Source organism: Chitinimonas viridis (assembly GCF_030409555.1).
Lineage (GTDB): Bacteria > Pseudomonadota > Gammaproteobacteria > Burkholderiales > Chitinimonadaceae > Chitinimonas > Chitinimonas viridis.
Genome location: NZ_JAUFPU010000002.1, coordinates 66,849 through 87,601, shown reverse-complemented (window position 1 = coordinate 87,601; position 20,753 = coordinate 66,849). Strand labels below are relative to the sequence as shown.

Sequence of the window (20,753 nt, the reverse complement as noted above, 5' to 3'; positions counted from 1 at the left end):
GTTTACCCCTGCACCGGCTCGTTCAGCATCAACCAGTAGATGCCTACCTGTTTGACGACTTCCATGAACTGCATGAAATCGACCGGCTTGCGGATATAGCTGTTGGCCCCCAAGCTGTAGCTCTTGACTAGGTCGTCTTCTTCCTTGGAGGTGGTCAGCACCACCACCGGGATCAGGCGGGTGGATTCATTGCTGCGAATTTGGCGCAGGACCTCGATGCCGTTGAGCTTGGGGAGCTTGATATCCAGCAGTATCAGCACCGGTAGTTCACTGACATCGCGACCGGTATGGCTGCCCTGCCCATACAGATAGTCGATGGCCTCTTGGCCGTCGCGCGCCACCACGATGGGATTCTGTATGCCGTTCTTGCCGAAGGCCCGTATGGTCAGCGCTTCGTCATCCGGGTTGTCTTCAACCAGCAATATCGGGGTTTGCATGCTGCCTTCCTGTTGGCGGCGCTAAGCCGCCCTTTATAAGGGGAATCGCTTGAACACTAGACCACAGCAGGCTTGCAGGGCAAGCGCGGGCTGACCTTGCTGGCATATTTATTCGTCGGGCAGGCGGCCGGCACCCTGCCAACAAATGGGGGGCGCTTGATTGCACCCCCCATTCATCATGCCTTACAGCAGGTTCTTCGAAACAATCTCATACACATCGCGTGACAGCCCGGCATGGGCAGCCACCCGCTCGAGTGCGGCACGCATATGGGCGCGGCGCACCGGCTCGAGCTTCTTCCAGCGGTTGAAGCTGCCTGCCAGTCGAGCTGCAACCTGCGGGTTGAGCTTGTCCACTGCCAGCAGGGTGTCGGCGGCAAATTCATAACCGCTGCCATCGATGGCGTGGAAACCCGCCAGATTGTTGTGCACAAAGGTGCCGATCAAAGAACGTACCTTGTTGGGGTTGGTCAGGGCAAATGCCGGGTGCTGCATCAGCGCCTTGATCTTGGCCACCACGCCCAGCCGACGACTGCTGGCTTGCAGGGTGAACCACTTGTCCATCACCAGTGCTTCATCAGCCCACTTGCTGGCAAAGCTGGCCAGGGCGGCATCGCCTTCAGGCCAGTTCACCAGGCAGGCGAGGGCAGCCTGGGCATCGGTCATGTTGTTGGCCTCGGCAAACTGGCGTTCGGCCAGTTCCATCAGGCCGCTTTCATCCAGCTCGGACAGATACGCCAGGGCGATGTTCTTGAGCGAGCGGCGGGCCACTGCGGTGGCTTCGTACTGGTAGGTGCCGCTATCGAGCATGCGGGTGTAGGCCGCCTTGAACTCGCTGCGTAGCGCACGGGCCAGGCCCAGCTTCATGGCTTCGCGGCCAGCGCGGATGGCGTCGGGGTCGATCTCGTCCTGCTGGTCGGCCAGATAGGTTTCGGCGGGCAGGGTCAGCATCAGGGCGACCAGGGCCGGGTCCAGGCTTTCGTCGGCCAGCACGCGGCGCATGGCGGCCACGAAATCGTCCTTCAGCGCCAGTTCACCACCGCTGCGGGCCGCATCGATCAAACCTTGCAGGTCTTGCAACATCAGGGTCTGGCCGGCTTCCCAACGGCAGAAGGCATCGCTGTCGTGGGCCAGCAGGTGCACCAGTTGCGGCCGGCTGTAGGGGAAGTCCAGCTTCACCGGGGCCGAGAAGTTGCGCAGCAAGGACGGTACGGGTTCCACCGCGACATTGATGAAATGGAAGGTCTGGCTGGCCTCCTTGACCGACAGCACGCGGCTACCGGCAACGGCCTCGGCTTCGCCGGCCAGTTGCAAGGGCAGGTCGGCGCCATCGGGGCCGACCAGGCCGAGTGTCAGCGGGATGTGGAAGGGCTGCTTTTCGGCCTGACCTGGCGTGGCCGGGCAGCTCTGGCTGACTTCCAGGGTATAGGTTTGCGCGGCAGCGTCGTATTGGCCACGCACACGTAATACCGGGGTGCCAGCCTGCGAGTACCAGCGGGCAAACTGGCCCAGGTCGTAGTCGTTGGCATCGGCCATGGCGGCGCGGAAGTCGTCGCAGGTGACGGCCTGGCCGTCATGGCGCTTGAAGTAGAGGTCCATGCCTTTGCGGAAGCCATCGCGGCCCAGCAGGGTCTGGTACATGCGCACCACTTCGGCGCCTTTTTCGTACACCGTCACGGTGTAGAAATTATTGATCTCGATATAGCTCTCGGGCCGGATGGGGTGGGCCATGGGGCCGGCATCCTCGGCAAACTGATGGGTGCGCAGGGTACGCACGGCATCAATGCGGCAGACTTCGGCGCTACCCATGTCGGCCGAAAACTCCTGGTCGCGGAAGACGGTGAGGCCTTCCTTCAGCGACAGCTGGAACCAGTCGCGGCAGGTGACGCGGTTACCGGTCCAGTTGTGGAAGTACTCATGGGCAATCACGGCTTCAATGCCATCGAAATCCACATCGGTGGCGGTGTCGGCGCGGGCCAGCACATACTTGGTATTGAAGATGTTGAGGCCCTTGTTCTCCATGGCGCCCATATTGAAGTCGCCGACGGCGACGATCATATAGGTGTCGAGATCGTATTCCAGGCCATAGCGCTGCTCGTCCCACTGCATGGATTTCTTGACCGAACTCATGGCGTGCGCGCACTTGTCGAGGTCGGCAGGCTCAACCCAGATTTCCAGCGCCACTTCGCGGCCCGAGGTGGTGGTGTAGCGATCTGCCAGCAGCGACAGCTTGCCGGCGACCAGGGCGAACAGATAGGCCGGTTTCTTGAACGGGTCTACCCACTTCACCCAGTGGCGATTGCGGTCCAGCGTGCCTTCGCCCACCTTGTTGCCGTTGGACAACAGCACCGGCCACTTCTGCTTGTCGGCCACGATGGTGGTGCTGAAGCGCGCCATCACATCGGGGCGATCCAGGTAGTAGGTGATCTTGCGGAAGCCCTCGGCCTCGCATTGGCTATAGAAATTGGCGCCCGAGCGATACAGGCCATTGAGGCTGGTATTGGTCTCGGGGTGAATGACGGTCACGATCTCGAGGATGGCATTGTCCGGCATGGCGGCAATCGACAGCGATTCGGCATCCAGCTCATAGCGGTTGCTGTCCAGCAGCTCACCATCGAGCTTGACCGATTCCAGCTCCAGCTCGCGGCCATCGAGCTGGAGTGCAGCGCGGGCATCGGGGTGGGCCGGGTTACGGTGCAGCACCAGGCGCGAGGTTACACGGGTATGGTCCTCTTCCAGATCAAAGGTCAGGTCGACCTTGTCGATCAGGAAGCTGGGCGGGGTGTAATCCTTCAGTTGGATGGGCTGGGGAGTCGTTGCGTCGAGTTTGGCCATGGTGGTCTCAGGCTGCGGCATGGCGGCAGGATCACTGCCGCCATGCCAGGGGAAATAACGTAAACGCTCGATTATAAACCCGACCGGGCTTTCTGTTCTTGCACAGTATTTCCATCGCTAGGCGAGTGGGGGAAACCCTTGCCGCAGCGGGGTGACGGAAACCGGCCCTTATTTATATGCAGGTCGTGCGATATGAATAGATGTAAACGTTCGTTATTCGCATAAGGCTGTCCTGTTATTCTGCAATGCTCCGCATAGGTGGCTTCCCGACATGTATATCTACGACGACTACGATCAGCAGATTGTTGACCAGCGTGTTGATCAGTTTCGCGATCAGACCCGACGCTTCCTGGCCGGCGAGCTGACAGGCGAGGAGTTCCGTCCCCTGCGCCTTCAGAACGGGCTCTATATACAGCGCCATGCGCCCATGCTGCGGGTGGCCGTGCCCTATGGTCATCTGCGCAGCGACCAGGTGCGCGCGCTGGCAGAGATCGCCCGTAAGTACGATCGCGGCTACGGCCATTTCACCACCCGGCAGAATATCCAGTACAACTGGCCCAAGCTGGAAGACGTGCCCGATATCCTGGCTGACCTCGCCAAGGTACAGATGCATGCCGTGCAGACCTCGGGCAATTGTGTACGCAATACCACGACAGACCAGTTTGCCGGCGTGGCGCACGACGAGATCATCGATCCGCGCCCATGGTGCGAGCTGATAAGACAGTGGTCCACTTTCCATCCCGAGTTCGCCCACCTGCCGCGCAAGTTCAAGATTGCAGTATGTGGCTCGGTTGAGGACAGGGCGGCGACCTGGGTGCACGACATAGGTGTGCATGTGGTGCGCAACGCAGCGGGTGAGGTCGGTTTCAAGGTGATTGTGGGCGGTGGCCTGGGCCGCACCCCCATGGTGGGCGCCGTGATACGGGAGTTCCTGCCCAGCCTGCATCTGTTGAGCTATCTGGATGCCGTGCTGCGGGTCTACAACCGCTATGGCCGCCGCGACAACAAGTACAAGGCCCGTATCAAGATACTGGTCAAGGCCATGACGCCCGAGGCATTTGCCGCCAAGGTGGAAGCCGAGTGGAGCCATCTGAAGGATGGCCCCATGACCCTGACCCAGGCCGAGATAGACCGGGTGGCTGCCTTTTTCACCACGCCGGCCTACCAGGCACTGCCGGCCGAGGACGAAGGCTTTGCCCGCCTGCGTAGCGAGAACAAGGCCTTTGCCCGTTGGGTGGAGCGGAATGTATTCAAACACAAGCAGCCTGGCTATGCGGCGGTGACGCTATCGCTCAAGGCCACCGGTGTGGCGCCGGGCGATGCGACCGATGCGCAGCTGGATGGCGTGGCAGAGCTGGCAGACCGCTATTCGTTTGGCGAGATACGGGTAAGCCACGAGCAGAACCTGATACTGGCCGATGTGCAGCAGGCCGACCTGCCGGCCGTGTGGGAAGCCGCCAAGCAACTGGGCTTCGCCACCCCCAATATCGGCTTGATCACCGATATCGTCTGCTGCCCCGGTGGCGATTTCTGCGATCTGGCCAATGCCAAGTCCATACCCATCGCAGAGGGCATACAGCAGGTATTTGCCGACCAGGATTACCTGTTCGACCTGGGCGAAATCGATCTGAATATCTCGGGCTGCATGAATTCCTGCGGACACCACCATGTGGGCCATATCGGCATCCTGGGCGTGGATAAGAGCGGCTCGGAGTGGTACCAGGTGTCGCTGGGAGGCCGTCAGGGTCACGATGCCAGCCTGGGCAAGGTGATTGGTCCCAGCTTCGCCCAGGACGATGTACCGGGTGTGGTCAGGCAGATCATCGAGGTCTTTGTGGAGCACCGCCAAGGCGATGAGCGCTTCCTTGACGTGTTTGACCGGGTGGGCATGGAACCCTTCAAGTCCCGCATCTACCAGAAGGAGCGTGCCCATGGGTAAGCACCCGCACATCATCAAGCTCGATCGCAGCAACGGCCAGCGCGAGATCGTCGCCAACCACTGGCTGCGCGTGGCCGAGGGCTGTGACGACACCATCCCGGCGCATACCCTGCTGCCTTTGAAGGAATGGCTGGAGCGGCGTGACGAGTTGCTGGGGCGTGCCGATGTGGGCATCTGGTTTGGGCCGGATGACGAACCCGAGGCACTGGGGCAGGACGCAGCCCGGCTCAGCATCATTGCCGTGGACTTCCCTGCCTTTACCGATGGCCGTGGCTTCTCCATAGGCCGTTTGCTGCGCGAGCGTTATGGCTTTGCCGGTGAGCTGCGGGCGGTGGGCGATGTGTTCAAGGATACCCTGCTGTATCTCAGGCGCTGCGGCTTCGATGCCTTCGAGATACGTGCCGACAAGGATGTGGAAGAAGCTGCCAAGGGGCTCGATGACTTCAGCGAGTTCTATCAGGGCGCGGCCGACCAGCCCTTGCCCCTGTTCCGGCGCCGGGGAGGCTGAACCATGGCGGGCAAGGTCCATCTGATCGGCGCCGGGCCGGGCGCGGCTGACCTGATCACCGTGCGGGGCATGCGCTTGCTGCAGCAGGCCGATGCCGTGCTGTATGACGCCCTGGTGCAGCCGGAGATGCTGGACTACTGCCCGCAGGCCGTGCTGATACCGGTGGGAAAACGTTGCAACAAGACCTCCACCGCCCAGCGTTTCATCAACAAGATGCTGCTGGATGCCGCCCACAAGTACCAGCGCGTGGTGCGGCTCAAGGGCGGCGACCCCATGCTGTTTGGCCGCGCCCAGGAAGAGCTGCAGGCGCTGGCGCAAGCGGGCATCGCTTGCGAGGTCGTACCGGGCATTACCGCTGCCCTGGCGGCGTCGGCCGATGCAGGCGTCTCGCTGACCAGCCGTGGCCAGGCCCGTAATGTGCTGTTTGCCACTGCGCGGGTAGGCGAGGGCGAGGCGGGCAGCGATTGGGTCAGGCCGGTGATGGCAGCGGATACCACGGTGCTGTATATGGGGGTGAAGCAGGCGGCCGAGATAGCTGCCGCCTTGCTGGCTGGCGGCATGCGGCCCGACACCCCACTCTTGATTGTGGAAAATGCCTCCCTGCCCAATGCCCGCGAATGGGCCATGAGCCTGGCCGAACTGCCACAGGCAGCTGGCTGGGAACTGGCCGGGCCGGCTATCTTGCTGGTAGGTGAGGTCTACCGCGCCAAGCAAGCCCTGGCAGATGGGCTACCGCTGCAAGGCCTGGGTTAATTGCGGGCGCCTGCCTAGCTGTTCCGCTGGCGGGCGAGAAACCGCTGTACCTGCAGGCTGGCGACTTCGGGTGTCATGGCATAGTGCTGCCGCAAAAGCCCAGTTAACCGGCTTTCGCTGCCCTCCGAGTCCAGTAGCTGTGCCTCGCTCAAGCGGGGCCATACCTGTTTGGCAGCCGCCACCTGCTGGCGCCACTGCATTTGCGCGTCAGCCATCAGTTTAGGCTTGGTCAATGCCGCTACGGTCTGGGCATGGCTGGTGCTTCTGGGGGTATTGCCAGATTGCGCATAGCTGCTATTGCCTATCTGCGATTTGGACTTGTTCATGCTGCGCTCCCCCGCCCACTCCGCCTCTCGCGGGTTGCGAGCGTCAGGATGGCGATATCAGGCACACAATGGTCGCACGGGATCGCGCCGTCAGTGCGCTGCCGCACTTAGTCGTTAGCCCGCCATTGCGCCTAAACACAGCATTGTGCTGTACCGCACAGACGGTGTGGCTCGCCAAGTTGATGCTGACTGTTCAAGACTTCAAGGAGAAGATCATGAGCATAGGCACAATATTACTGATTATCGTGATCTTGATGCTGTTTGGGGCGATACCTAGTTGGCCTCATAGCAGGGGTTGGGGTTATGGGCCCAGTGGTGGTTTGGCGCTGGTAGTTATCATCCTGCTGGTCCTGGTGCTTACGGGCCGTTTATAGATTGCAGCCACAAGCCACACCCCCGTCCTCGCAAGCCAGATAGGGCTTGTTGCTGGACATGGATAGGCCAGCTTGCCCAACACGCCGGGAGGCACACCAATGACTGCTGCCGATAGCCCCCACCTGCTATTGCTACCAGGGCTGCTCAACGACGCCAGGCTGTGGCAGCATCAAACTGCCGTGCTGGGCAATATGGCTCATGTGGCGATAGCCGATCTCACTGGTGCCGATTCCATCGCTGCGCTAGCTACCACCGTACTTGCGCAAGCCCCTGCCGAGCGCTTTGCGCTGGCGGGTTTGTCCATGGGGGGCTATGTGGCCCTGGAGATCATGCGGCAAGCACCAGAGCGTGTACTGGCTCTGGCTTTGCTTGATACCAGTGCGAGGCCTGATAGTGCGCAGGCCACAGAAAACCGGCTGGGCTTGATGGAGTTGGCTGAGAAGGATTTCCCTGCCGTATTGGCGACCTTGTTGCCGAGGCTTTTGCACCCCAGCCAATTGCACGATGCCGCCCTGGTGGGCACGGTCAACGATATGGCTACCGATCTGGGCAAGCAGGTATTCATTCGGCAGCAGACCGCCATCCTGGGCCGGCCAGATAGCCGGCCTACGCTCGGTGCGATTCGTTGTCCTACCTTGGTGCTGTGCGGCAAGGACGATGTCATCACCCCGCTTGAAGTGCATGAAGAGCTGGTTGCCGGCATTGCTGGCGCCAAGCTGGTGGTGATCGAGACCTGTGGCCATCTCTCCACCTTGTGTCAACCACAGCAGGTGGCCGAGGCCTTGGAGGTCTGGCTATTTGATATCAAGCCCTGACATGCAGTACGACTACCGTGGGCCCCTAGAGCCTGTTCAAAGTCTTTTCGCCGCGTCGCGGACCGCTGGGCTCGCAACCTTGCCGGATGAAGGGCAAGGCGCAAGCCGCGCAGCGGTACGGGTACCGTCAGCGGCTTGTAAAGCTGCCATTCGCCGGCAAGGCTGCGAACCCGTAGGGCTGAGCTGGAAAACGGCCATTCACTGCGTTGTGGCGCTTGGCAATAACTTGTTATTGCCTGCGCACCACGCCTTGTGCCTGGCTATTTTCCAGATCAGCCCAGCGGGCCGGCGCGAGGCGAAAAGACTTTGAACAGGCTCTTATCCAGCAAAGGGTCTTGTTCCTGGTTGAGCCTGTCAGATAGATCCTGCAGTTTTTTCCGCTGCTCACGCCTGTGCATTTTCTGTATGCGATATTGTTCCAGGCTGCCCACCGGGGTAATCATCAGCGCATGTAGCGAATTGGTGGCGGGTATGGGAGGGTAGAACGTCTTCTTGGACATGGGACTCCTGTCTGCATGGGGCATCTGCCCAATGAGAGGCGTGCCCCATTCAATCCGCCTGCCAGCCCTCAGGCTTGGCGCTACGGGCAAATCCCCCCGTAGCGATGCTGGCTAGGTCTGCAGCGGACAGTACATAAGCACGGCAAGGTCGCACCACACCGTCTGTTGTGCTTTGCTTGTGGCGCTATTGGCTAGCGCGGGCAATGCCGTGGTAAATCATCAGTAGCAGGCTTGCACCCACTACGGCTACCAGAATGCTGTAGAGATTGAGGCCAGTAATGCCGCTCAGACCAAACGCCGTGAACAGCGATCCGCCGATAATGGCGCCCAGCATGCCCAATACGATGTCTAACACCAGGCCTTGACCTGAACGGTTGAGTATCTTGCTGGCCGTCAAGCCGGCAATCAGGCCCAGCAATAGCCATGCGAAGAAGGACATGATGAACTCCCACAAAGTTGGTGGCTGGGTCCGACGGTACGCTCCAAGGCGGCAGACCCAGCCGATACGCCGCGACCGTTATCGCTATTGCATAGGTGGGGTGTAGTCCTTGTTCTTGTCTTCAAAACCCTTGATCTGCCGTTCGGCATCGTCCTTGCTGACGCCGTAGGTCTCCTGGATCTTGCCTGCCAACTCGGTGCGCTTGCCAGCAATGACGTCCAGGTGATCGTCGGTGAGCTTGCCCCACTGCGCCTTGACCTTGCCTTTGAACTGCTTCCAGTTGCCTTCAACAATATCCCAGTTCATGTCCTTGCTCCTCTGCATGCAGCTTCTGCCTGGCGTTCGGCGACATTGCCGATTCGGCACCTGGCGTGCCACCACCGGTGGGTGGCGGCAGGGCCAGAGGGCAGATAGCTTGTTCAGGCTAGTGCTAAAGCAGGGCAAGGTCGGTGCGCTAGAGTACATAAGCAGCAGGTATCGAGATATGCGCCTTGGTTCGGCAGCATACGGTAGGCCTATCGAAACGAACGTATAAATGGTTAGGTCGCCTTGTCGTGACAGGCAGCACAAGACGACTATCCATGACCCATGGTGTGTCCAAACACGTGGGCCTTGTAGGGAGCCTCCAGAAGCCCCCGCGTGCGTCACAATACGGCGCTGCGCGCTTGGAACAGCCGTTTCTGGAAGTGCCCTTGGTCGCGGTTTGCTACGAAGGTAAGCAACATCATGGGCTTTGCTGAATGGACGCTGCTGATCGGGGGGCTGTTGGTCACCATGGTGCTGACCAGTACCCTGTTGGGGCGTCTGCCGCTTAGCAGCGCCATGATCTATCTGGCCCTGGGCTATTTACTGGGGCCGGCTGGTATGAACGTGCTGCGGCCCGATCCTTTTGTGCATGCCGCCTTGCTGGAGCGCATTACAGAGGTTGCCCTGCTGATATCGCTGTTTGCCGTGGGCCTGCAATTGGGCGTGCCACTGCGAGACAGCCGATGGCGCTTGCCGCTACGACTGGCATTCATTTCCATGGCAGCCATGGTGGCCATGATCACCTTGTTGGGTGTCTGGTTGCTGGATCTGCCGCTGGGTGCAGCCGTACTGCTGGGCGCCATTCTGGCGCCGACTGACCCGGTACTGGCCTCTGACGTCCAGTCCGATCCCGGCACTCATCCGGATCGGCTGGGTTTCAGCTTGGCAGGCGAGGGTGGGCTCAATGACGGTGCCGCCTTTCCGTTTGTCATGTTGGGCCTGGGCTTGCTGGGCCTGCATGAGCTGGGTCCTGGCTGGCTACGGTGGTGGGGGGTGGATCTATTGTGGGCGACCTTGGGTGGTATGCTGATTGGTGGCGTGCTGGGTATGGCAACCGGACGTCTGGTGGTTTACCTCCGTAGCCGTCATGGTGAGGCGGTGGGGCTGGATGTTTTTCTGGGTCTGGGCCTGGTATGCCTGGCCTATGGCATCGCCCAACTCAGCCTGGCGTCAGGCTTCCTGGCGGTGTTTGGCGCAGGACTGGCCTTGCAGCGGGTGCAGGAGCAGCCTCAGCCCTACACCCACCCTCTCAAGCCTACCGACGACCCGGAGGGGCGCTCCTATGATGAACTCGCGACGCATTCACACCATGCCAGTGCCACCATGCGCGACTCGGTACGTGGCTTCAACGGACAGCTGGAGAAGTTGGCGGAGCTGGCTCTTGTGCTGACGGTTGGCGCCATGCTGGCTTATGCCCACCCGCTGCCGGCTGTCTGGTGGTTTGTTCCCTTGCTTCTGCTGGTGTTGCGGCCACTCTCGGTGTGGGTTGTCACAACCGGCGAACGACTGACACAGCCGCAGCGCGCCATGATCGGCTGGTTTGGCATACGTGGCATAGGCTCCATGTTCTATTTGCTGCTGGTCTTGAGCCGGGGCGTGGAGGGCGTGCCTGCCGATATCCTGGTGTCACTGACCCTCTGGACGGTAGCGACATCCATTGTGGTGCATGGCTTGACTGCACAGCCCCTGATGCAACGCTATGTCAACTGGCGGCAACGGCGGTTGGCGGAGTTGAATCAGTCCTCATTGCCTGATTGATGCCGCTGCCGCTAACTAGCACAAATACCTTTACGGGCAGGCGGCTGGGCGAATTGCAATCTGACATAGAGCCTGTTCAAGGTCTTTCGCTGGCAAGGCTGCTCACCCGCAGGGCTGAGCTGGAAAACGGCCATTCACTGCGGAATGGGCTTTAAGATCGCTAGCGTACATACATTCCCCTGCAATAGGCCCAATGTTTGAGTGCTTTCACTATCCCGACACCCGCAATATCGCAGGGCGCGGGACACTCATCAGAGGCTACATCATGCAAAAACCCACCCTACCGAATACCGGCAATGGCTCCAGCAAGGGCGCCCTTCCGCCCCATACGGGCGCATCCAACAAGAATGAGCCCTTGATCAATCAGCCCCCACAGACCTTGCGCGAAAAGAACAGTGATCGGGAAACCGAAAAGCAGGCGGATGCGCCTGATGCGCCGCTGACCAAAGATGCGCAGCCTGCCACCAAGGTTTTTTCCAATACGCCACCTCCCTTGAACAAGGACGACGAGGACGGTGACCCGGTAGGCCAGCCACTACAAGCTGCCGAAACGGGTAGCGACAAGTTCAAGGGGAAGTGGCAGCAATTTGTAGGTCAGGCCCACACTGCCTGGGGCAAGTTGACCGAGGACGAGTTGCTGAAGTCCGGCGGCCAGGAACAAAAGCTCTCCGCACTAGTGCAAGAGCGATATGCCATACCCCGCGGCGAGGCTGACAAGCAGGTGAAGACCTTTATCGACAAGTGCAATTGCTGAGCATGCCGGCTGCCCTTGCCCGGTCAGATCGGGCTGGGGCAGCCATCATCCAGGGAGTCTGCAAGCATCCGTGCATGCATCGGCGAAACAAGCATCGATAGACAGAGCTTGGGATTTTTCCACGGATTCCCTATCGCCCGCAGGAGGCAGCCTTTGACTGCGCTCTCCTGGCTCTATGCCCATAAAATGGAGAAGCATCATGTACAAGCTCAAACCCAAGAACCTGCTCCTGTCGTGCGTCCTGTTGGCGACAGGTGGCATCGTTTCGGCAGATACCGTTGCGCAGAACGTGATCGACGCCCGCCAGGAAACCCAGATATGGACTACCTATGCGCTGAGCCCCTATTTGCGCGCCCATGATCTCAAGGTGGCGGTGCAGGCTGGCAAGGCGACCCTGACCGGCAAGGTGGCAGACGATGTCAACAAGGATCTGGCGCAGGAGATCGCCCTGGGTGTCACCGGTATCAAGGAAGTGGATAACCAGATCGTGGTGCTGAGCGAGTATGTCGCCCCTGCCTCGCCCGCCGACCGCAGTTATGGGGACCGTATCGATGATGCCACCATTTCGACCACCATCAAATCCAAGCTGGCCTGGAGCAAGCACACCAGCGGGGTGGCGACCGAAGTCGATAGCACGCGGGGCAAGGTCACCTTGAAGGGTACGACCGACAGTGCCGCCGCCAAGGAGTTGGCAGGACGACTTGCCATGAATACCCGCGGCGTGGTCTCGGTCAACAATCAGCTGGCGGTGACACCCGGCAAGCCTGGCATGGTCGATGCCACACAGTCTGCCATGGCCGGAGCAGGTCGGGATGTGGCAGATAGCTGGATCACCACCAAGGTGAAATCGACTTTGCTTTACTCCAGCAATGTGACGGGGTCCGATATCAAGGTCAGTACCAAGGGCGGCAACGTCACGCTCAGCGGCAAACTGGCCAGTGGTGCCGAGCGTGCGCTGGCCATAGAGCTGGCCAAAAACGTCCGTGGCGTAAGACAGGTGAACTCCAAGGCTCTCACTTTCTAGCAGCACCCCTGACGAAACCCCGCTAGCGATGATCCGCTAACGGGGTTTTCTGTTCGGTAGCGAACTGATTGGGATGGTAATAGTGCTTATAACGTCGTTATCTGACAGTGAGGCAGGCCTTCCTATCTGCCAGATGGCGTGCGCATTGTGACACTGGGGTGCGCACTTTCACTCATTGCAAGTGATGGCGAGCGAGAACAATCATGGATGAAGTGCAATCAGCTTTACCTCCGGGTATCGATGTGGAGGCTATCAGGGCTGCCGCCAGGCAGTTCTACGATGGGGCAGTAACGGTAGGCTACCAGGCAGACCGGGAGGCTGTTGTCGCCATGCTGAATGGAGCGCTGGCGACCGAGCTGGTCTGTATCTTGCGCTACAAGCGCCATTACTACACGGCGAACGGACTGCAGAATGGGCCTATCAAGGCCGAATTCCTGCAACATGCGCAGGAGGAGCAAGGTCATGCCGACCTGCTGGCGGAGCGTATCGTGCAACTGAATGGGGAGCCCGACTTCAATCCCGCCACGCTGATGGCGCGCAGCCATGCGGAATATGATGATTCGGCCAGCATAGAGGACATGATCAAGGCCAATCTGATCGCCGAGCGGGTGGCGATTGAATCGTATCGCCAGATGATAGAAACCCTGGGCGACGCCGATCCGACGACGCGCCATATGCTGGTCGGCATCATGGCGGTGGAAGAGCAGCACGCAGAAGATATGCGAGATCTCTTGTCCTAATACGCAACGACGATGGTTGGGTGGCCTGCGTTAGGCCTCTGTGTCCAGCAGCCCACCCAGTAGCCCGTTCTCCACGCCCGGCGTAGGGGCGGTATGGCCTGCCCGTGCTGGGGGGGATGAAGGCGCTGACGCTATGTCCGCCTGACCGAACAACCTGTCCAGCAAGCGGGCAGAAGTCACCTTGCGCTGGGTTTCCATGTTCCATACGCGGTTACGCAGACTGTCACCCCAGTCGTAGACCGCGCGCACCTTTTCTGTTGTGGCAGTGCGTTCCACTGGCCGTACCAAGTCTATCGGCATGACTTCCTCCCGCCCCTACCCAGGCCGCCGGATGCGGCTTGGCCCGCGATGTTCTGCAGCTTGTCCCCATATTGGATGCCTCTTCTTGCCATGGCGATGTGCGCGAGCGTACAGACCAGCACTTTCCTGCCGCGCACCCTGCTGGCAGCCGTATCTCATGACCTTGGTGGCTTTCTTACTCAGTCAAGGTCAGCCATCACTACGACACGAGGTCAACATGAACCACATCAAAAGCATTGCGTTAGCCGTTTCCTTGCTGGGCTGCTCCGCCGCCAGCATGGCCTTGGCCCAAGACAGCCGTTACGGCTCGGCGCCGGGCAGCTACAACTACTACAACGCCTCTTGGTATGTCGCACCCAGCGTCATCAGCATGGACCCGGATAGCCGCTTTGGTACCGGGCACCGTGGCACGGGCGGTGCTTTGCGTCTGGGAAAACCGGTATCGCCAGACTGGGATATCCAGTTCGGGCCTGCAGCCGCCAGAGTCCATGATGGCGGCCAACGCTACCGGCAGGTCACCGTGGGTATCGATGCGCTCTATGTCATGTCACGCGAGGACTTTCGGCCCTTCCTGCTGCTGGGGCTGGGTGCCGAATACGACAAAGCTGGCATGCATGGGGCAGAAGCGCAGCGCACCTCGCCCTATATCAATGCTGGCCTGGGGTTTCAATATGGCTTTGATAACCAATGGGGTATGCAGGCCGATGTGCGCCGCGCACGTAGTTATCTCGGTGGCAATGATTTCAGCTTTGACCGTGCCAGTACCACCGTACTGTCATTGGGCCTGACCTACGCCTTTGACAAACCCCGCACGCCCGCACCCGTTGCTCGTATGGTGGCACCGCCCGAACCCGTGATGATGCCGGCCCGTGTGGCGTTTGCCACTGCGCCCGAAGCACCGACGCCCCAGTTCGAGCGCTACAGCTTGTCATCCACCGAACTGTTTGAGTTTGACAGTGCCGAGCTGGGGGTGTTGCAGCCCAAGCTGGATGAGATTGCCAATGCCTTAAGCCATAACCAGCAGATAGGCGAAATCGTCATTACCGGACACACCGATCGCCTGGGTACGGCGTTTTACAACCAAGCCTTGTCGCAACGGCGAGCCGAGGCAGTCAAGGCCTATCTGGTCAATAGAGCAGTAGCCGCTGATCGGCTGCTGGCCGTGGGGCGCGGCGAGAGTCAGCCCGTGGTGGATTGCCGTCAGCAGGGACGTACCGAGCTGATCCACTGCCTGGAAGGCAATCGTCGTGTCGTGATCGAGCGCATCGAACTCGAGCGGCCGAGCCAATAGGCCGCTCTGCAGTAATTGGCCGTGCATGGCTGGGACAGGTAGGCCGCGCCAGTCATACAGAAAGCATATGCGCGCTAGCGCACTGACCGGGGGGCGCGGAATCATTATTGTTCCAATGCCCCTTACTACACCCGCCCATTCCGGGGTCGCGGGATTCACAATGGAGGTAACAATGAACAAGCCCAGCGTACAGAGCACAAGCAACGGCAGCAACAAGACTGCAGGACCTGCCCCGAAAATCAGTAGCCAGCAGAGCGCTTTGATGTCTCCACGACGTGAAGCCGAGTCGGGGCATGCCCCCGCTACCCGCGATCACCATGCCACAACCAAGGTCGAACATAGGGATGGCTCCAAGGCTGAGTCCAAGGCTGAGTCCAAGGCTGAGTCCAAAAGTGCTGCACGCAAACCTGAGGGCCTGACCATGCCCTTGCTACCCATTGTGAGTGCAGATTTGCCGCTGAGCTTCTTCGCGGCGTATGCCAAGGCGGGGGGGGAAGCCATACAGCGCTACCAGGCCATGTTCGAGCGCAGTACGCAGCGCTACTACAGTGCTATCAATGCTTATCTCGAGGCATATCGAGGTGATTTGTCGGCGCCGACCGATGAGTACGAACTCAGCCGGGCCGACACGACCGACCGTGCGAGTCATCCCATTGAACGTTCACCCGTGCATGGTTCGCATCACCCGGCTCCTAGCGTTGGCAAGCAAGAGGCCAAAGGCGCGAGCGACCGGGCTTGAGGCAGAAACAATCAGTGTGATAGCTGCTGTGGCTGAGGCGCGCTCGATCCGTTCTTAAAGGGCGGCGAGCGCTTCCTTCATGGCGTTTTTGATAATTGCTTTATGGCCCAACCTGATGTCGCTAGCCTGATCACCGCCATCAGCGCGAGGAGTACGGGATGGAAAAGGGTAAACAGACTGATGGTGATGCCAAGCGAGATGATCTGGAGTTGTTTGGCCAGCAAAGCGCCGGTCAGTACCTCACCACTGATCAGGGGCTGCGCATCAACGACGACCAGAATTCGCTCAAGGCCGGCGAGCGTGGTCCTAGCCTGCTGGAGGATTTCATCCTGCGGGAGAAGATCACACACTTCGATCATGAGCGTATCCCTGAGCGTGCCGTCCACGCCCGTGGTGCGGGAGCCCATGGTTACTTCCAGGTTTACGCATCGCAGGCCGAATTGACACAGGCAGGTTTCCTGCAGAATCCGGCGGAGAAGACGCCGGTGTTTGCCCGTTTCTCTACCGTTGCCGGTTCACGTGGCTCATCTGATATGGCCAGGGATGTCCGCGGCTTTGCGGTGAAGTTCTATACCAACGAAGGCATATACGACCTGGTCGGCAATAACATGCCGGTGTTTTTTATCCAGGACGCAATCAAATTCCCCGACCTGATCCATGCCGTCAAGCCGGAGCCGCATAACGAGATTCCACAGGCCGCCTCGGCGCACGATACGTTCTGGGACTTTATTTCGCTGATGCCTGAATCCCTGCACATGATCATGTGGGTGATGTCGGATCGCGCCATGCCTCGCAGCCTGCGCATGATGGAGGGCTTTGGTGTTCATACCTTTCGTTTTATCAATGCGCAGGGCAAGTCGCGGTTTGTGAAGTTTCATTGGAAGCCACTCCTGGGCGTGCATACGGTTGCCTGGAACGAAGCCATGCTGATATCCGGGCAAGACCCGGATTTTCAGCGGCGTGATCTATGGGAGGCCATAGAGATCGGTGACTTCCCGGAGTGGGAGCTGGGTGTGCAGATAGTCGAGGATGAAGATGAGCATAAGTTCGACTTTGATCTGCTCGACCCCACCAAGCTGATTCCGGAAGAACTGGTCCCTGTACTGCGCATCGGCAAGATGGTGTTGAATCGCAATCCGGACAATTACTTTGCCGAGACCGAGCAGGTGGCTTTTCACCCAGGCCACCTGGTGCCTGGCATAGACTTTACCGATGACCCCCTGCTGCAGGGGCGTTTGTTTTCTTATACCGATACCCAGCTGAGTCGACTTGGGGGGCCCAATTTCCACGAGATACCCATTAATCGCACCGTGGCGGACATGCATAACAACCAGCGCGATGGGCATATGCGCCAAGCCATCGATAAAGGTGGCGTGGCCTATTCGCCCAATACGCTGGGTGGCGGCTGCCCTATGCAGGCCGGAATCAAGATGGGTGGTTTTGTCAGTTATGGCGAAACCACCCAGGCCTACAAGACCCGTGGAAAAGGCCAGAAATTCTTCGATCATTTCAGCCAGGCTGCGATGTTCTTCCACAGCCAGTCTGATTGGGAGCAGGCGCATATCGTGAGTGCTTTCCAATTCGAACTGGGCAAGCTCCAGACAGCGGCTGTACGCGAACGCATGCTGGGTATGCTGGCGCACGTCGATGGCACACTGGCGGCCCGCGTGGCCACTGGGCTGGGTATTGCCGTACCCGAGTCCGTGGCGCCCCCGCTAAATCATGCGGTGCCGGCCGATGCCCGAACCGAAGCCTACGAACCCAGGCCCATCAGTCTGCATGTGGGTAGCTCTGCTGCCTTGAGCATGGCCAACAAGGCGGTCGAAGGCATCAGAAGCCGCAAGGTCGCCATACTGGCTGCCGACGGGGTGGATGAGGTGGCCCTGCTTGCCATGTTCAATGCACTCTTCGCCGCTGGTGCACATGGCCGGGTCGTCGCCCCGAGAGGCGGGGTGCTGACAGGTGTGGGTGGGACAGAAATACAGGTCGATCATAGCTTGCTGACGACCAGCTCCGTTCTGTTCGATGCCATCTATGTGCCTGGCGGAGCGGGCAGCGTTGCCACGCTCAAGCGCGAGGGTGCCGCCTTGCAGTTCATCGATGAGGCCTACAGGCACTGTAAGACCATTGCGGCCACGTGCGAGGGCTGTGAGCTGGTCGATGCTGCCTATGCAAGGAGCGCACAGGAAGGGGTGGCCGACTCCTCGGCAGGAATCATCCTGGGGAGGCATGCAGCGACCAGCACGGTGGCGGCAGATTTCATCGCCGCCGTGGCACTGCACCGACATTGGCGTAGGGAGATGAAGGCGGTGGTGGTGTAGCGCTTGCGCGTCAGCTGGATAGGGCGCTTGGTCAGCCTGACGCAGGCTAGGTTGGGGAGCGTACAGACCAGGGGGCGCCCCTCTGCCATGGTGTATTGACCGCATTTAACTTTCCAACACGCGCTGGCGCGTGTGTTGAATGCGACGAGGAGTTACACCATGGATAAACACTTCAGGCTGCCCCACAGCCACCGTGACATAGCCGGCAATCTGGTTCCCCCTTTGTTTGGCGGATTCGCCTTGCCTTTGGGCATTCGGCTGGCCGCCTTGTTGCTTATCGTTGTGGCGCTGTCCCTGCTTGCGGTGTCAGTCGTATAAGCCGCTAGGCAATGCATCTTCCTCCTATTTGCCTGCAAACGGGCTCGACCGATGCAGTGTCAAGGTCGCCAGGCTGATTTTTCCGACCATCTTGCCACTGTTGTGCTTGACACCCCCAGCCAAAGGCCTACATTAACCATCCATATGGATGGTGTGGGGATGGTTTTATGAAGGACATGCGGCTTAAGGCTGGTGAAACAGAGAAGATCACCATCAATCTGGGCGTGGTTGACCTGGGGCAGATAGACCTGTTGGTGCAGGAGGGGTTTTACTCCAACCGCACCGACTTCATGCGTACGGCGGTACGCAACCTATTGAGCAGCCATGGTGAAGTTGTTAAGCAGGCCGTGGCCCGCCATACCCTGACCCTGGGTTTACAGCATTTCACCCGACAGGCGTTGGAGGCCGTGAGGGCACGCGGTGAGCAGCTTCAGATCCAGGTAGTAGGGCTGGCGAGCATTGATGACGATGTCTCGGTGGAGCTCGCCCTCGCCACCATAGAGTCGATTTACGTATTGGGGGTTTTGCAGGCCAGTCCGGCTATCAGAGCGGCCTTGGCTGAACGGATACATTGATTACAGCTGCCCCAGCCTTTGCTGCAGCGGCTGCCTGAAGGGGCAAGAAATGAGTAAACGCGTGCAAGGCCTATTCCCGGAAGTAAGTCGTTTGACGGCTATGGGTCGCTTGATGGATGCAACAGCCTTGATACAGCAGACACTGGGTGGGGGGCTGACCACACCTGCTGGCGTGGTGCCGCCGTTTGAACAGGCTCGGGTCATTGAGGGCTGCTTTGAGCGCGTTGACCCCCCTAAACCGCGTGCCGCACAGCGCACGGCGGGGCCAGTCAGCGAGTCGGCATCATCTACCACCACGCCGGGGCATGACGATCTGCGCTTTATCGATGGTAGTTTCAGTTGCATGGCGGGTACCCGCAGCTACAAGCTCTATATACCCAGTGGTCACCACCAGCAGATGCTGCCCATGATAGTCATGCTGCATGGCTGCACCCAATCTCCCGATGATTTTGCTGCGGGCACAAGGATGAATGCCATTGCCGAGTCCATGCCCTGCATCGTGCTGTATCCGGCACAGTCATCGCAGGCCAACCACACCCGCTGTTGGAACTGGTTCAAGCATGCCGATCAGCAGCGCGATCAGGGTGAACCTGCCATCATCGCCGGCATGACGCGCGAAGTCATACAGCGCTACCCCGTCGATACCCGCCGCGTCTATGTGGCAGGGCTCTCGGCGGGAGGCGCCATGGCCATGGTGATGGGGGCAACCTATCCCGATCTGTATGCAGCGGTGGGCGTGCATTCGGGCATACCTTATGGGATGGCCACCGATCTGCCATCGGCATTGGCTGCCATGCAACGCGGCCCTGGATCAACGGGGTCTGCCAGCGTCAGGCGTCCTGCGCACAGCACGCTGCCCATGATCGTCTTTCATGGCGATAGGGATACCACTGTCCACCCCGCCAATGGCATTCATGCCATCAAGCAAGCAAAACCGGGCGGTGCCGGCCAGGCGGGTAGTGCCGCCATCAAGGGGCGCACCAGCGAATGGCGGGGCCAGGTAAAAGGCGGCCATCGCTTTACCGTCACTACACATCATGATGAAGCTGGCACTAGCGTTGCCGAGCATTGGCTGGTGCATGGCGCAGGGCATGCTTGGTCTGGTGGGAGTGGCGCGGGCAGCTATACCGACCCGCGCGGCCCTGACGCCAGCCAAGAAATGGTGCGATTCTTTCTTGCGCATCCCGCCAGCCAGTGAGCGGTAATGATGCGCTTTACCCTAGCCAGAGCAGGTATTCAGGCCAACGCGTCATTTGGCCTGCTGTTTGCTGGTAAAGGGTTGTAGGGCCACTCTCCTGCGCGATATCAGATCGGCTGCGCACAAGGGCTGTGTGAAGTCTTGTCTATAGGTACCCAGATAGGTTTCTATGGCCTGGTAATAGCGTTGCGTACGCCTGCCCCTGGCGACCAGATAGCGCTGTAGCAATGCACCCCTTGGGATCGCACTGCAGCGTCGGTAGTTGTCCTGAAAGCCACTGTGGCGGGCGGCCCGGGTAATCAGCGCCTTGGCCGCGTCGGCGGCGGCAACGGAAACCAGGCACAAGCGGGTGTAGCCTGCGTTTGCGCCGCGTATGCTGGTATGGGTAGCAAGTCTGGTGGTGCTGGGCGCGTTGGGCTTGGTCATGATGGCCTCCTGAGTGAATCCTGTAACTCACCTTCGATGGCGGTCAGGTTTAGCTGGAACAGTAGTGAGTCCCTGGCCT

Annotated in this window: 23 protein-coding genes; 15 read left to right on the top strand and 8 right to left on the bottom strand. The window is 59.9% G+C overall.

Annotated elements, in window-relative coordinates; translation table 11 throughout:
* Positions 1-2 precede the first annotated feature (2 nt).
* A complete protein-coding gene (locus tag QWZ03_RS01875; RefSeq protein ID WP_284194436.1) occupies positions 3-437 on the bottom strand; it encodes a response regulator in 435 nt (144 codons plus the stop codon).
* 183 nt (positions 438-620) lie between these two features.
* Positions 621-3,269 carry an aminopeptidase N gene (gene pepN / locus QWZ03_RS01870; protein WP_290331177.1) on the bottom strand — a complete coding sequence of 883 codons (2,649 nt, stop codon included), beginning with the start codon at positions 3,267-3,269 and terminating at the stop codon, positions 621-623.
* Between the two features lie 271 nt (positions 3,270-3,540).
* Here pepN and QWZ03_RS01865 point away from each other — a divergent pair, with 271 nt between their 5' ends.
* From QWZ03_RS01865 to cobA, 3 genes are read left to right on the top strand one after another with little or no spacing between them, the layout of a single operon-like run.
* Positions 3,541-5,208: a nitrite/sulfite reductase gene (locus tag QWZ03_RS01865; RefSeq protein ID WP_290331176.1), complete on the top strand. Its 1,668-nt coding sequence runs from the start codon at positions 3,541-3,543 to the stop codon at positions 5,206-5,208.
* Positions 5,201-5,716: a DUF934 domain-containing protein gene (locus QWZ03_RS01860; RefSeq protein ID WP_290331175.1), complete on the top strand. Its 516-nt coding sequence runs from the start codon at positions 5,201-5,203 to the stop codon at positions 5,714-5,716. The genes QWZ03_RS01865 and QWZ03_RS01860 overlap by 8 nt, the downstream gene beginning before the upstream one ends.
* A 3-nt stretch (positions 5,717-5,719) precedes the next feature.
* Entirely contained in the window at positions 5,720-6,469 is a 750-nt protein-coding gene (gene cobA, locus QWZ03_RS01855) for a uroporphyrinogen-III C-methyltransferase (protein WP_290331174.1), read from the top strand.
* A 14-nt stretch (positions 6,470-6,483) separates the two neighbouring features.
* On the opposite strand, the gene QWZ03_RS01850 is transcribed toward cobA, so the two are convergent.
* Entirely contained in the window at positions 6,484-6,795 is a 312-nt protein-coding gene (locus tag QWZ03_RS01850) for a hypothetical protein (protein ID WP_290331173.1), read from the bottom strand.
* Between QWZ03_RS01850 and QWZ03_RS20860 the strand changes: the two genes are divergently transcribed.
* Entirely contained in the window at positions 6,702-7,169 is a 468-nt protein-coding gene (locus tag QWZ03_RS20860; protein ID WP_308447499.1) for a DUF3309 domain-containing protein, read from the top strand. The two genes, QWZ03_RS01850 and QWZ03_RS20860, sit on opposite strands and share 94 nt — an antisense overlap.
* A 99-nt stretch (positions 7,170-7,268) precedes the next feature.
* Positions 7,269-7,985: an alpha/beta fold hydrolase gene (locus tag QWZ03_RS01840; protein WP_290331171.1), complete on the top strand. Its 717-nt coding sequence runs from the start codon at positions 7,269-7,271 to the stop codon at positions 7,983-7,985.
* Between the two features lie 272 nt (positions 7,986-8,257).
* On the opposite strand, the gene QWZ03_RS01835 is transcribed toward QWZ03_RS01840, so the two are convergent.
* The 3 genes from QWZ03_RS01835 to QWZ03_RS01825 form a co-directional block, all read right to left on the bottom strand.
* Positions 8,258-8,485, bottom strand: coding sequence for a hypothetical protein (locus tag QWZ03_RS01835; RefSeq protein ID WP_290331170.1), 228 nt, complete (start codon positions 8,483-8,485; stop codon positions 8,258-8,260).
* A gap of 184 nt (positions 8,486-8,669) precedes the next feature.
* Positions 8,670-8,924, bottom strand: coding sequence for a GlsB/YeaQ/YmgE family stress response membrane protein (locus QWZ03_RS01830; RefSeq protein ID WP_290331169.1), 255 nt, complete (start codon positions 8,922-8,924; stop codon positions 8,670-8,672).
* Between the two features lie 84 nt (positions 8,925-9,008).
* A complete protein-coding gene (locus QWZ03_RS01825) occupies positions 9,009-9,230 on the bottom strand; it encodes a CsbD family protein (protein WP_290331168.1) in 222 nt (73 codons plus the stop codon).
* 420 nt (positions 9,231-9,650) lie between these two features.
* Here QWZ03_RS01825 and QWZ03_RS01820 point away from each other — a divergent pair, with 420 nt between their 5' ends.
* From QWZ03_RS01820 to QWZ03_RS01805, 4 genes are all read left to right on the top strand, one after another.
* A complete protein-coding gene (locus tag QWZ03_RS01820; RefSeq protein ID WP_290331167.1) occupies positions 9,651-10,988 on the top strand; it encodes a cation:proton antiporter in 1,338 nt (445 codons plus the stop codon).
* 265 nt (positions 10,989-11,253) lie between these two features.
* Positions 11,254-11,742 (top strand): CsbD family protein, encoded by a 489-nt coding sequence (locus QWZ03_RS01815; protein WP_290331166.1) that lies wholly within the window; start codon positions 11,254-11,256, stop codon positions 11,740-11,742.
* A 199-nt stretch (positions 11,743-11,941) separates the two neighbouring features.
* Complete coding sequence (locus QWZ03_RS01810) at positions 11,942-12,766, top strand: BON domain-containing protein (RefSeq protein WP_290331165.1); 825 nt, start codon at positions 11,942-11,944, stop codon at positions 12,764-12,766.
* A 203-nt stretch (positions 12,767-12,969) separates the two neighbouring features.
* Positions 12,970-13,506, top strand: coding sequence for a ferritin-like domain-containing protein (locus tag QWZ03_RS01805; RefSeq protein WP_290331164.1), 537 nt, complete (start codon positions 12,970-12,972; stop codon positions 13,504-13,506).
* 30 nt (positions 13,507-13,536) lie between these two features.
* Here the strand turns inward: QWZ03_RS01805 and QWZ03_RS01800 are convergent, their stop codons facing one another.
* Positions 13,537-13,806, bottom strand: a complete 270-nt coding sequence (locus QWZ03_RS01800) for a hypothetical protein (RefSeq protein ID WP_290331162.1) — start codon at positions 13,804-13,806, stop codon at positions 13,537-13,539.
* Between the two features lie 217 nt (positions 13,807-14,023).
* Here QWZ03_RS01800 and QWZ03_RS01795 point away from each other — a divergent pair, with 217 nt between their 5' ends.
* The 6 genes from QWZ03_RS01795 (at position 14,024) to QWZ03_RS01770 (ending at position 20,248) form a co-directional block, all read left to right on the top strand.
* Positions 14,024-15,097, top strand: a complete 1,074-nt coding sequence (locus tag QWZ03_RS01795; protein ID WP_290331161.1) for an OmpA family protein — start codon at positions 14,024-14,026, stop codon at positions 15,095-15,097.
* A 262-nt stretch (positions 15,098-15,359) separates the two neighbouring features.
* Entirely contained in the window at positions 15,360-15,836 is a 477-nt protein-coding gene (locus tag QWZ03_RS01790; RefSeq protein ID WP_290331160.1) for a hypothetical protein, read from the top strand.
* Between the two features lie 158 nt (positions 15,837-15,994).
* Positions 15,995-18,157 (top strand): catalase, encoded by a 2,163-nt coding sequence (locus QWZ03_RS01785; RefSeq protein ID WP_290331159.1) that lies wholly within the window; start codon positions 15,995-15,997, stop codon positions 18,155-18,157.
* A 159-nt stretch (positions 18,158-18,316) separates the two neighbouring features.
* Positions 18,317-18,475, top strand: a complete 159-nt coding sequence (locus tag QWZ03_RS01780) for a hypothetical protein (RefSeq protein ID WP_290331158.1) — start codon at positions 18,317-18,319, stop codon at positions 18,473-18,475.
* Between the two features lie 167 nt (positions 18,476-18,642).
* Positions 18,643-19,050 carry a ribbon-helix-helix domain-containing protein gene (locus QWZ03_RS01775; RefSeq protein ID WP_290331157.1) on the top strand — a complete coding sequence of 136 codons (408 nt, stop codon included), beginning with the start codon at positions 18,643-18,645 and terminating at the stop codon, positions 19,048-19,050.
* A 49-nt stretch (positions 19,051-19,099) separates the two neighbouring features.
* On the top strand, positions 19,100-20,248 hold the full coding sequence (locus tag QWZ03_RS01770) for an extracellular catalytic domain type 1 short-chain-length polyhydroxyalkanoate depolymerase (protein WP_290331156.1): 1,149 nt from the start codon (positions 19,100-19,102) through the stop codon (positions 20,246-20,248).
* A gap of 51 nt (positions 20,249-20,299) precedes the next feature.
* Here the strand turns inward: QWZ03_RS01770 and QWZ03_RS01765 are convergent, their stop codons facing one another.
* Entirely contained in the window at positions 20,300-20,674 is a 375-nt protein-coding gene (locus tag QWZ03_RS01765; RefSeq protein ID WP_290331155.1) for a hypothetical protein, read from the bottom strand.
* Positions 20,675-20,753 lie beyond the last annotated feature (79 nt).